This is a genomic window from Neptunitalea lumnitzerae (genome assembly GCF_027924185.1).
Classification (GTDB): Bacteria; Bacteroidota; Bacteroidia; order Flavobacteriales; family Flavobacteriaceae; genus Neptunitalea; species Neptunitalea lumnitzerae.
The window spans coordinates 959,005-971,347 of sequence record NZ_BRVO01000001.1 but is presented as its reverse complement, the minus strand read 5'-3'; the positions used below and the strand labels follow the sequence as shown (position 1 = coordinate 971,347).

Annotated in this window: 13 protein-coding genes; 6 read left to right on the top strand and 7 right to left on the bottom strand. The window is 34.3% G+C overall.

Features of this window, described 5'->3' with window-relative positions:
* Nucleotides 1–11 precede the first annotated feature (11 nt).
* Nucleotides 12–671, bottom strand: coding sequence for a DUF4271 domain-containing protein (locus Y10_RS04325; RefSeq protein ID WP_281764135.1), 660 nt, complete (start codon nt 669–671; stop codon nt 12–14).
* Nucleotides 672–780: 109 nt separating this feature from the next.
* On the opposite strand from Y10_RS04325, the gene Y10_RS04320 reads away from it, so the two are divergent.
* From Y10_RS04320 to Y10_RS04310, 3 genes are read left to right on the top strand one after another with little or no spacing between them, the layout of a single operon-like run.
* A complete protein-coding gene (locus Y10_RS04320) occupies nt 781–1,503 on the top strand; it encodes a polyprenol monophosphomannose synthase (RefSeq protein ID WP_281764134.1) in 723 nt (240 codons plus the stop codon).
* Complete coding sequence (locus Y10_RS04315; protein WP_281764133.1) at nt 1,500–2,831, top strand: dihydroorotase; 1,332 nt, start codon at nt 1,500–1,502, stop codon at nt 2,829–2,831. The genes Y10_RS04320 and Y10_RS04315 overlap by 4 nt, the downstream gene beginning before the upstream one ends.
* Nucleotides 2,831–3,229: a DUF4296 domain-containing protein gene (locus Y10_RS04310; protein ID WP_281764132.1), complete on the top strand. Its 399-nt coding sequence runs from the start codon at nt 2,831–2,833 to the stop codon at nt 3,227–3,229. Before Y10_RS04315 ends, Y10_RS04310 begins: the two co-directional genes overlap by 1 nt.
* Nucleotides 3,230–3,233: 4 nt before the next feature.
* Here Y10_RS04310 and Y10_RS04305 read toward each other — a convergent pair whose 3' ends face one another.
* The 5 genes from Y10_RS04305 to Y10_RS04285 form a co-directional block, all read right to left on the bottom strand.
* Nucleotides 3,234–4,217: an NAD-dependent epimerase/dehydratase family protein gene (locus Y10_RS04305; protein ID WP_281764131.1), complete on the bottom strand. Its 984-nt coding sequence runs from the start codon at nt 4,215–4,217 to the stop codon at nt 3,234–3,236.
* 101 nt (nt 4,218–4,318) lie between these two features.
* Nucleotides 4,319–5,017, bottom strand: a complete 699-nt coding sequence (locus Y10_RS04300; RefSeq protein WP_281764766.1) for a zinc metallopeptidase — start codon at nt 5,015–5,017, stop codon at nt 4,319–4,321.
* Between the two features lie 139 nt (nt 5,018–5,156).
* Nucleotides 5,157–6,254, bottom strand: a complete 1,098-nt coding sequence (ald, locus tag Y10_RS04295; protein ID WP_281764130.1) for an alanine dehydrogenase — start codon at nt 6,252–6,254, stop codon at nt 5,157–5,159.
* Nucleotides 6,255–6,395: 141 nt separating this feature from the next.
* Complete coding sequence (locus Y10_RS04290) at nt 6,396–7,082, bottom strand: response regulator transcription factor (protein ID WP_281764129.1); 687 nt, start codon at nt 7,080–7,082, stop codon at nt 6,396–6,398.
* A complete protein-coding gene (locus tag Y10_RS04285) occupies nt 7,075–8,574 on the bottom strand; it encodes a sensor histidine kinase (RefSeq protein WP_281764128.1) in 1,500 nt (499 codons plus the stop codon). Before Y10_RS04285 ends, Y10_RS04290 begins: the two co-directional genes overlap by 8 nt.
* 119 nt (nt 8,575–8,693) lie before the next feature.
* Here Y10_RS04285 and Y10_RS04280 point away from each other — a divergent pair, with 119 nt between their 5' ends.
* Both Y10_RS04280 and Y10_RS04275 read left to right on the top strand, forming a co-directional pair.
* Nucleotides 8,694–9,485, top strand: a complete 792-nt coding sequence (locus Y10_RS04280) for a GLPGLI family protein (RefSeq protein WP_281764127.1) — start codon at nt 8,694–8,696, stop codon at nt 9,483–9,485.
* Nucleotides 9,486–9,627: 142 nt separating this feature from the next.
* Nucleotides 9,628–10,449, top strand: coding sequence for a GLPGLI family protein (locus tag Y10_RS04275; protein ID WP_281764126.1), 822 nt, complete (start codon nt 9,628–9,630; stop codon nt 10,447–10,449).
* 109 nt (nt 10,450–10,558) lie between these two features.
* On the opposite strand, the gene Y10_RS04270 is transcribed toward Y10_RS04275, so the two are convergent.
* Nucleotides 10,559–10,696 carry a hypothetical protein gene (locus tag Y10_RS04270; RefSeq protein WP_281764125.1) on the bottom strand — a complete coding sequence of 46 codons (138 nt, stop codon included), beginning with the start codon at nt 10,694–10,696 and terminating at the stop codon, nt 10,559–10,561.
* A gap of 100 nt (nt 10,697–10,796) precedes the next feature.
* Between Y10_RS04270 and Y10_RS04265 the strand changes: the two genes are divergently transcribed.
* Entirely contained in the window at nt 10,797–12,287 is a 1,491-nt protein-coding gene (locus Y10_RS04265; protein ID WP_281764124.1) for a serine hydrolase domain-containing protein, read from the top strand.
* The last annotated feature ends 56 nt before the right edge of the window (nt 12,288–12,343 follow it).

The window sequence follows — 12,343 nt, the reverse complement described above, 5'->3', positions numbered from 1 at the left end:
ATTTATTGTCGCTAATAAATTGTTATATAAGCCCCTAAAATTAAAATAGGTGCTATTTCGAAAGCGCAAAGATACAAAATAATATAAAAGAAACGATTGAGGATTAATTTTTGATAATTTTTCAACATCATTAAAAAACCAAATATGTTAACTATGAGAAACACAAAAATAGACACCAACAATATAATTATTGATACTTTTTTATTATAAATAGTGAATGCCAACCCAATTAACAAAAACAAAGAACTATAGTTTAAATAGCTAATTTTAGTGTATAAATACTGATAAAACAGCTTATTAATACCTAAAATAACAGAAACCAGCATTTGCAGTAACATTTTAAATATAACAAATAGCGCTACCAACCCAAGTACTATAAAAAAGTTTACTTCTTGTAAATAGTAAAAACTGAAATACTGGTGTTTTAACAAATACCAAAGTAAAATACTAACACTTACTATTTGTACACTAAGCATTATAATAGTAAATGAACGTTCTGGATTTTTCTCTTTTAATGCAGAAGAAAAGTATTTATTACTAAAAGGCAATTGTAAAAACTCAGCCAAACTTCTAGTATATCTAGCTCTTACAAACCACATAATCACTATTACCCCTAAAAAGGTGTACGTAATTACATCATTATTCACTATGGTTTTCTCTATTGCCTCCAACTCTTTTTAAAAACGCTAAAATTACATTTTTCTGTTAAATAAAAGATAAAGAAAGCTTGCTCCCTAACAAATTTTAAGAAAAGTTTATTTTTGCTAAAATTTTTACGCCATGGCACAAAGCCTTGTAATAATACCAACATACAACGAGAAGGAAAACATAGAGGCTATATTAAAAGCAGTTATGTTGCAACCCTCTTTATTTGATGTATTAGTGGTAGACGATAACTCACCTGACGGTACCGCCGAATTAGTTTTAAAAACAGCTAAGGAATATCCAAATAGGATTCATTTGGAGGTAAGAACTAAAAAATCGGGACTCGGAACTGCATACATTCACGGGTTTCATTGGGCATTAGAAAGACACTATGAGTACATTTTTGAAATGGATGCCGATTTTTCTCATAAACCAGATGATTTAGAGTTATTACTAGAGGCTTGCAAAAACAAAGGGGCAGATGTAGCTATTGGCTCTAGATATGTAAAAGGTATTACAGTAGTCAATTGGCCTTTAAATCGTATTTTACTGTCATACGGAGCTTCTAAGTATGTGAAATTAATTACAGGAATGAGTGTAAACGATTCCACAGCAGGATTTATCTGTTACCAACGTAAAGTACTAGAAAGCATAGATTTATCTAAAATTCACTTTGTAGGATATGCATTTCAGATAGAAATGAAATTTAAAGCATACCTTAAAAAGTTTACTATCATAGAAATTCCTGTTATTTTTACAGACAGAGTAAAAGGAATTTCAAAAATGACAGGTTCTATTATTTATGAAGCTGTGTTTGGCGTAATTTCAATGAAAATTAAAAGTCTTTTTCAAAAATGAAGTATCTGATTAAAAATGCCCGAATGGTAAATGAGGGAATTGTAAAAACTACCGATGTTTTAATTAACAACGAACGAATAGAAAAAATTGCAACAGATATTACCGACAGCTCAGCAGCGGTAATTGATGCCAACGGACACTATTTGATTCCAGGTGTTATTGATGATCAGGTACACTTTAGAGAGCCAGGCTTAACACATAAAGGTAACATTGCCTCTGAAAGTAGAGCTGCTGTTGCAGGTGGTATTACTACATTTATGGAGCAACCTAATACCAACCCACAAACCACTACCATAGAAAAATTAGAAGGTAAGTTTTCTATTGCCAAGGCAAGTTCTTACGCTAACTATTCTTTCTTTTTTGGTGGTACTAATGATAACCTTGAAGAATTAAAAAGGCTAGACAAAACCTCTTGTGCAGGAGTAAAACTATTTTTAGGCTCTTCTACAGGAAATATGTTGGTAGATAATGAGCAAGTAATTGAAACCATTTTTTCTAATACCGACATGGTGATTGCTGCACATTGTGAAGATGAAGGTACCATTAGAAGAAACCTTGCCCTATATAAAGAAAAATTTGGTGATGATATTCCTATAAAATATCACCCAATTATTAGAAGTGAAGAAGCATGCTATTTATCTTCTTCTAAAGCTATTGCCTTAGCAGAAAAAACAGGTGCTAGACTACATGTTTTTCACGTTTCTACAGAGAAAGAAACAAACTTGTTTAGAAACGATATTCCACTAGCTGAAAAGAAAATTACAGCTGAAGTTTGTTTACACCACTTATGGTTTACCGATGCAGATTATGATACTAAGGGAACTTTTATCAAATGGAACCCCGCAGTAAAAACACAAAAAGATAAAGATGGTTTATGGAAAGCATTGCTAGATGACCGTGTAGACATTATAGCAACAGACCATGCCCCTCACACTTTGGAAGAGAAAAAGCAGGTTTATACAAGCGCCCCTTCTGGCGGACCACTGGTACAACATGCACTAGTTGCATGGATGGAAGCCGTAAATAATGGTAAACTTCCTATTGAAAAAATGGTCCAGAAGATGTGTCACAACCCAGCTATTTTATTTGATATAAAAGAACGAGGATATATTAGAGAAGGATATTATGCCGATTTGGTTTTAATCGACCCTAAAGCTCCATGGACAGTTAGTACTGATAATATTGAATACGCTTGTAAATGGTCTCCGTTTGAAGGTACTGAATTCTCCTCTGCAGTAACCCATACTTTTGTGAATGGTCACTTAGCATATGAAAATGGTACGATTTCTGAGACTAAAAATGCAAAACGCTTAACTTTTAATAGATAATGAAAAAGATTTTATTGCTTTTAGTATGTTGCGGGATAGGTTTTGTGAGTTGTAAGCAAAACCTTGTAGATGAGCCAGATGATTTGATTCCTGCTAATACCATGGAAAAAATCATCTATGATTTAAGCATGTTAAATGCCTTAAAAGCAGTAGAGAGCGATGTGTTAGAGAAAAATAACATAGACGCACAGCAATATCTTTTTGAAAAATATAAAATAGATAGTCTTCAGTTTGCCAACAGCAGTGTTTACTACGCTTCTAAAAACCCTGAAGAATACGGAAAAATGTACGAACGCGTTAAATTCCGAATTGAAAAGCAACTTGATATTGTAAAAGATTCAATAGATTTAGCTAGAAGAAAACAAAATATAAAGACAGACAAAAACGAGAAAAAATAAGAACCTATTTATAAGCTACAGCACAGGTTTCTATAACTTCTTTCATTGGTTGAAACTGAAAACCTGTTTCCTTTATTTTCTCGTTTGAATAGTTAGTCACTTCATCTAATGAGGCTACCGTAAACTTTGTAAAATGCCTGTTACCAAAGGTAAATACACCTTTAATAGCATCTAAAAACTGTATTAACTTCAGTGTTCCTTTAGTTATTTTTTTTGAAGGCGTCGACACTGCCAATGCAGTTGCCACCCAAGTTAGCATTGTTTTATAGGGTAAATTTTCAGATACCAACACATAACGCTGGTTCACATAATTACCATTCATAAGAAACCTGCACGCTTTCACAACATCAGCCACTCCAACAAAACCACTTCCTCCCTCGGTATAATATGACAATCCTTTTATAACACGGGTAAAAACATCCATACTTTTACTTTGCACACCCGTACCAAAAATAACCCCCGGATTTACAATAACCACCTTTACCCCTTCTTGAGAAGCTCTCCAAACTTCCATTTCTGCACCATATTTGGTAATAGCATATACGTTATGGTCTTCTTCCTGATTGTAAAAACAACCTTCTGAAATAACACCATTCTTAGGATTACCTAAGGTAGCTATAGAACTGATAAAACATAATTTCTCTACCCCTTCAGAAATAGATAAGTTTACCACATTAGCCGTTCCTTCAATATTAACGGTTCTTAATTGTCTGTAATCTTTTGGGTTAAAAGATATATACCCAGCACAATGGTACACCTCTTTTACATTTACAAAGGCTTCTGCTAGTGCTGGCACATCTCTAACATCTGCACACACCCATTCTATGGCATCAAAATGCTCAGGACACGACTTAAACAAGCTACTTTCAGCCAATTCCATACGTCGTTCCTCAGAACGATACAAAGCTCTAACAGCTTTCCCTTCTTTAAGCAAACTCAGTACTAAATGAGCACCTACCATTCCTGTTGCACCAGTAACTAAAATCATAAGGTAAAAATACACAAACTAAACGTTTCTTAACAAGCTGTTTTAGCTATAGAAACAAAAAAGTGACCATTAGGTCACTTTAAAACTATATACTCTATTATTTAATCTCTTCGTCCTCCAAAAACTTGTAACGCCCAGTACAGTAACTGTGCTAACGAACCAATAGCAGCAACTAAGTAGGTTCTTGCAGCCCATTTTAAAGAATCTTCTGCGCCCTCATATTCTTGCTGCGTAACCATGTTCTTATTTTTTAACCAAGCCAACGCTCTGTTACTGGCATCATACTCTACAGGCAAGGTAACAAAACTAAAAACAGTTGCCAATGCCATAAAAATAAGTCCTGCTACGGCAATATAAAACCCAAAACCTATATGTGCAGCAGCCCCTAATATTAAACCACCAATAACCATCCATTGAGACATTCCTGAAGTTACACTAACCAAAGGCACCAATTTAGATCGTAATCCTAACCATTGATAAGCTTTTGCGTGTTGCACTGCGTGTCCGCATTCATGAGCGGCTACTGCTGCGGCTGCCGCGTTACGCTGATTATAAACAGACTCTGAAAGATTCACAGTCTTATTAGCCGGGTTGTAATGGTCGGTAAGCATACCTGGTGTACTGATTACTTTAACATCAAAAATACCATGATCTGCCAGCATTTTCTGTGCAATTTCAGCACCGCTCATTCCGTTTCTTAACCGAACCTGACTGTAATAATTAAATTTGCTTTTTAACTTAGAGCTCACTGCCATACTTACTAAGGCAATGATTCCTATTAAAATGTAATATCCGTAAATTCCCATATTCTAGCTTGTTTTTTGACTCGCCTAAGCGAGATTAATCATCTTCTTCCTAATTTTCTAAAAGATAAATCATTTGGAAGAAATCAAAAAACAAGCCAAATATGAAAACGGCAAATTTGACAGTTAAAAAATGTTAACAAGTAACATTCCAGCCAAATGCCTCTGCTATTTCATCATATACACATTTACCGTGTACTATGTTCAATCCTTTTTCTAAACCTTCATCTTCTTTACAAGCAACCTCCCAACCTTTGTTGGCAAGTTTTAAAATATAAGGTAAGGTTACATTGGTTAAAGCTACGGTAGAAGTATAAGGCACCGCACCTGGCATATTAGCCACACAATAGTGTACTACATCATCTATAATAAAAGTAGGGTCTTCATGGGTAGTTGCTTTAGTGGTTTCTATACAACCACCTTGGTCTACTGCCACGTCAACTATTACAGCTCCAGGATGCATTTCTTTCAACATATCTCTGGTAATAAGCTTTGGCGCCTTAGCACCTTTTAATAATACCCCTCCAATTACCAAATCATGTGTTTTAATATGCTTACGAATATTAAACTCACTAGAAAATTCTGTTACTACGTGGTTAGGCATAATGTCGTTTACGTAACGTAAACGTTTCATGTTCACATCTAAAATAGTTACGTGCGCACCTAAACCTGCTGCCATTTTAGCCGCTTGAATACCTACTACTCCAGCACCTAAAATTAGTACTTTTCCTGGAGGCACTCCTGGTACACCTCCTAAAAGAATTCCTTTACCCTTAATTGGTTTTTCTAAATACTTTGCTCCTTGCTGTATAGCCATTCTACCAGCCACCTCAGACATTGGCGTTAAAAGCGGTAGTGTACCTTCATCATCCTCTACGGTTTCGTAAGCTATACATACTGCATTACTCTTAAGCATAGCCAGTGTTAAAGCTTCGCTAGATGCAAAGTGAAAATAGGTAAACACCACCTGATTTTCTTTTACAAGCGGATACTCTTCTTCAATAGGCTCTTTTACCTTTACAATCATATCGCTCTGTGCATACACATCTTGAATAGTAGGCAAAATGGTAGCTCCTACATTTTCATAATCAGCATCAAAAAAACCGCTGCCTTCGCCCGCGGTTGACTGTACATATACCGTATGATTGTTTTTAATGAGTTCAAAAACCCCAGCAGGTGTCATACCTACTCGGTTCTCGTTGTTTTTAATTTCCTTTGGAATTCCTATTTTCATGACGTTGTCTTGTTAAGGCGCAAAATTCAGGAAATACAACAAATTTTCAAACAAAAGTTAAAAAAATATAAATGAATGTTTATAAGTTTCAATATTCCTTCAAGAATCATCTTAAAATATTGAAAATCAATTATTTTACACTTAACAAATAAGTTTATACCCTAAGCCCCTCACATTAATAATACTAACACGTTCATCTTTCTTTAGCTTTTTGCGCAATTTGGTAATGTAAACATCCATACTCCTAGCAGTAAAAAAATCATCCGTGTCCCAAAGCTCGTTCAAAATATACGTTCGCTCTAACAACTGGTTTTTCACACTAGCTAAATGAAATAAAAGTTGCGCTTCTTTATGCGTTAACACTACACCTCCCTCTTCCTTATACTGTAATGTTTGCTTATCTACATCTAAAATATAATCTCCTATAACAATCCCCGTAGATTCCTTTTCTTCTTTTATATTGTAACGCAACAAATTGTGTATTCTCACAATAAGTTCTTCCATACTAAAAGGTTTCTTTAGGTAATCATTTCCACCAACATTAAACCCTTTTACCACATCTTTAATTTGTGATTTGGCCGTTAAAAATATAATAGGTATTTCAGCATCAATATTTCGTATCTCATGTGCCACAGTAAAACCATCCTTAATAGGCATCATTACATCTAACACTAATAACGCTGGCATATACTCCTGATAAGCAGAAAGCACTTCACTACCATTAGCACAGTGAATCACATTAAAATTCCGAGTTTCTAAACTCTCCTTTACAATCTCTGCCAGCACCTCTTCATCTTCTGCCAACAGAATGGTTATTTTTTCACTCATAAGGCAATTTAATTTCGAAAGTTGTTTTACCAGAACCTACAAACACCTGTATAGTTCCTCCATGTTTTTCTATAATATTTTTGGTATAATAAAGCCCAATGCCATACCCTTTAACATCATGCACATTTCCTTTTGGTACCCTGTAAAACTTCTCAAATATTCGCTCTGCTTGCTGTGTGGTTAATGAACCTCCATTATCTGAAATGTTTATGAATACCTCTTCTACACCATCCTGCACAGTAACATCAATATTATCACCCCCATACTTAACAGCATTATCTAATACATTATTCAATGCATTTTCTAAATGAAATACATCTGCATTAACCATAGTTTTAGTAGCCGTTACTTTTAACCTAATGCGTTTATTTACTACCGACATCTTATAGGTTAGCACTAAACTTTCTAAAAGTTGCTGTACTACTACAGGTGCTTTTTCTAAATGAATACGAGAACTCTCTAAACTGGCGGTCTCTAATATTTTCTCTACCATACCACTAAGCTTATCCAATTGCTGCCTAGAACGCTGTACGTACCGTTTAGCCTTTGCCTTATCTTCTAATGCATTAAAGTTATCCATACCCTCTAGAGCAGCATAAATAGTAGCTATAGGGGTTTTAAACTCATGCGTTATATTCCCTAAAAAGTCATCTTTAATTTCAGACAACTCTTTTTGTTGTTTAATAATGTAGAGCAGATACACCAAACATCCTATAATAATAATTGCCAACACCACCGATATACTGATACCTACCAAACTATATTTTAAAATAATACTGGTTTTGTTTGGGAAATGTATTTGTAATGATTCGTCTTCTTTTAAGTAATTAGATACCGATTCCATTTTTAAGAAAGTGGGCTGCATCACTGCTCCAGAAAAAGTATTCACTAAAGAATCGTTTTCATACTGTGTTAAAGCATACGGAAAATCAAATGATTTTTCTTGTAACCCTATAGTTATCAATGAATCTAAACGATTAAAATCTATCTCATCTTCCTGAATAGAAATAAATATAGAAGTAACTCTTTGTTGCAAATTATTAGCAACAGTGTCATTCTTATACACATGAATGCTCTTAATTTTATCTGGCGTTATAGCCAAACTATCTTCTAGATAACTTCCTATTCTGGCACCTTGATTGGTTATCCCCCCATCTTTTCCTACATGAATAAAGCTATCATTTTTAACACCTCTATTCCATTGCACCAACATACTATCATTCAAGCGTTCCGCTAACTTGTCTATAGTAGGGAGTCCGTTACTTTTTTCAGAAGCTACCTGAGCTTTTGAAAATAAGGTTACACTAGAATTAGAAGCCAAGTCTACATAATACTTTTCTAAAGCATTATCTAACACCAACTGAACATCTTTCTTAAACTGCTCTTTATTAAGTACGTAACTTTTATAGTTCCAATACATCTGTACTGCCAAAGTGAGCACAATGGTACTAATAATAATATACAGAATATATTGATACTTACGGTTATTCATACCTCAAAAGTAAGTTTTTTAAAATCATAAAATCACCGGTTAACACTCGTTAACAGTAGTTAACCTATTCCAACACAATTAAACCCGAATTTTAACTCAACAATTAAACAAACCTTGTTATGAAATATTTATTAGCTGCAACTCTTTGGACAATAACCCTTAGCTTAAGCTTTGCTCAACAAGGAGAAGCAACTTACTTTATGCGTATAAGCACAGGTATTAGTTTTTCTCCTGACAATAAAATAAGCAAACAAGAACAGAACAAAATTTTAGAAGCTGCCATGAAGCGGAACCAAAAAGAATATACGCTTGTTTTTACCACCAAAGAATCAGTTTACAAACAAAATGCTCAGCTAGATACTCCTGCAAAAAGCAATCGTTTCCCTACTTCATATAACCCTGGTGATGTCTTATATAAAAACATGACTACCAAAACTTATTTGTATAAAATAGACCTTATGGGGAAACTTTTTTTAATAAAAGATAGCTTACCCACTACAAAATGGACATTAAATAGTGAAACAAAAACAATTGGTAATTACACCTGCTACAAGGCTACCAGAAGTTACACTGTAGACAGAGACGAAGTAAAAATACCCGGCAGAACCTACAACGAACCTAATATTGATACTATTGAAGTAACTGCCTGGTACACCCCCGAAATACCCATAAGCAACGGTCCCGAAAACTACAGCGGTTTACCTGGTTTAATTTTAGAAGTTCATGATGATAACAAGATCTTTCTATGTAATAAAATAACCTTATCAAATAAAGAAACTATAGAAATTAAAATTCCGAAAAGAGGTAAAGAAATCAACCAAGCCGACTTTGATGCCTTAAAAACACAAAAGCTAAGAGAATTTGTCGAACGTTACTCAGACGGAAAAGGAGGATTACATATTACTAAATAAACATGCCCTGGTTTAACACTAGTTAACCCTTATTAACGTATTTCAAAAATTACAATTACGATATTTGAATCATCATTCGAGGTGGTTTCTTATGAAAGCTTTACTTGAAAAATTTTCATCATCAATCTTAAAACATACCATTATGAAATTTATATGCTTATTATTTGTGTTATTAGTGCAGTGTTGCTTTTCTCAACAAGGGGAAGCTACGTATTTTGAACATGTACAAATGCAGTTTCAATTAGACTCTTCATCCAACGCTCAAATGAATGATGCAATGAAAGATAAAATACGTGCACAAATTCAAAGCCAAATGCAAAAGGAATATACCCTTGTATTTAACACAAAAGAGTCTGTTTACAAACAAGAAGCAAAATTAAATACACCTAACCCAGCAGCCCAAAACGGAGGTGTATTTGTAATGACTGCTGGCGGAAGCGACATCCTCTATAAAAACCTACAAACGCACTCTTTTGCCAATCAAACTGAGCTAATGGGAAAAGTATTTCTAATTAAAGATACACTTAGTACCCGCCAATGGCAATTGGGTACCGAAACTAAAACCATAGGTAATTATACCTGTTATAAAGCCACAGCTACCTATACACAGGAGCATCAAAAAATAAACTTTAGCAACACAAAAGAACTTACCGAACACACCACAGAAACCATAACTATTACTGCCTGGTATACTCCGGAAATAGCCATTAGCAACGGACCTGAAAATTATCAAGGATTACCAGGGCTTATACTAGAAATACACGATGGTAGTAAAACATTAGTTTGTAACAAGGTAACACTTAGCAACAAAAAAGATATTGAAATTGAGGCTCCTACCAAAGGCAAAGAAGTAACGCAAACAGAATTTGATGAAATTAGCGATAAGAAGATGAAACAATGGGTAGAACAGCACACCAAAAAAACACGCAATGGAAATGAAATTACCATTGAAATATCTAAATAACAGTAAACTTTAAAGGGTTCATTCTCATCAATTTTTTTATTCATTTGAAATCAGAAAGGGTAACTAATTAGTTACCCTTTTTTTCATTAATAATTACTAACCGTATACTTTAATTCTCAAAAGTTTCCTTACTTACTGCATCAAACCATTTAGAACCTCCCATTTCTGTATTGGGTATCACAAATAAATGGGTCATATCTTCCGCCGGCTTTACTAAACACTCAAGCGTATCTAGTAAAGGTTTCACATTTGGACTAGAGGATACTCTACACCCCATTTTATTACAAAACTGTAACAACTGCCACTTTTGAGTATCCTTATTCTATAAAATAATCAAAATACCCATCATGAAATTCATTCAAAAAACAACTCTTGTTTTACTCCTTTCAGTTTTTTTAATAACTTCTTGCACTTCACCTAATAAACCCACTCCTCAAGATACATTTAAACAACAACACCCTGAATTTGCAACGAAATTTGAAGATAAAGTATCAAACATCTATAAAGACAAAAATTTACACGGAGATATCTTATTTGCCATTGTAAATGAACAAGGAATTGCCTATTCCTTTACACTCAACAGAGAGCTATTAAACGGTACACCTACAGACCTCAACTTAGATTCGCCTATATACATAGCTTCATCCACAAAATCTTTTACAGGAACCCTATTAAAAATACTAGAAGAAGAAGGTACTTTAGATCTCAACTCATCACTCCATAAAAACCTACCTCAACTTACCTATCAGAATGAAATAGATACAGAGGCTATTAGTCTTAAAAACCTTTTAAACCATACACATGGAACTTTCAGTACTTCCATGGCCTGGAAAACTGCTTACTTAGGATATAGTGGTAATAATGAAGAGTTAATCTCAGACCTCAACACAGATTTTCTCTATGATCCATCTGGTAAATTTCGTTACTCCAACATAGGTCCTATTATTGCCGGGTTAGTGGTAGATTATAACACAAACAAAACCTGGAAATCTCAAATGGAGACCAAAATTTTCGATCCATTAAAAATGTCGAACACCAGCGCAAATGTTAGCGATTTTAAATTCGAAACCATTAGACCTTCCCTATTATGTAGCAACGACAGCATTATTCTTAAAAGTTTTGACAAAACCGATTTTACTATGCATGCAGCTGGAGGTATTATCTCTACCATGAATGATATGGCAAAATGGATGTCTGCTAACATTCGCCAAGACTCACTTCTTTTAACCCAAGAAAACTGGAAAGACCTTCATGAACCCACCACGGAACAAGATAGAACTTACTTTACCTATAAGCGAACCGGATACAGTTTAGGATGGGATATTGCAAATTATCAAAACGAGAAGATACTAACCCGATTTGGAAACTTAGGAGGCATTACCTTTCATAGCTCATTCATGCCAGATAGAAAAATTGGCATCATAGCCTTTTCTAATGACAACAGGGCCTATTTACTACCTCATCTTATAGCTAATTATGCTTATAATCTTTTAAACACAAAAGATGCAGATAGTATTTTTAACACTGAAGTAGTAGATTTTAATAAAAGCTACACAAAAGAAAACAATATTGCATACCCATCACAAAGTGATCTTGCTAAAGACAACAAAGAAAACGACAGGTTAATTGGTACTTATAAGAGTACTAAGAATTGGCCCAATATTACAATTACCAAAGAAGATAGATGTTATTATTTTACATGGGGTACATTAAAAGGTAAGATATATAATAACCCATCTGGAGGCTTCACTAGCTCAACAGGAGTACTTAAAAGAAATTTTAATGTAGAAAACAATACACTGCATACAGGCTCTCTAGAATACAAAAAGATAGAGTAATCTTTCTAGACACACACAAAACTCTTAATCTTGATTCTTGAGTAAACAAAAAAGCA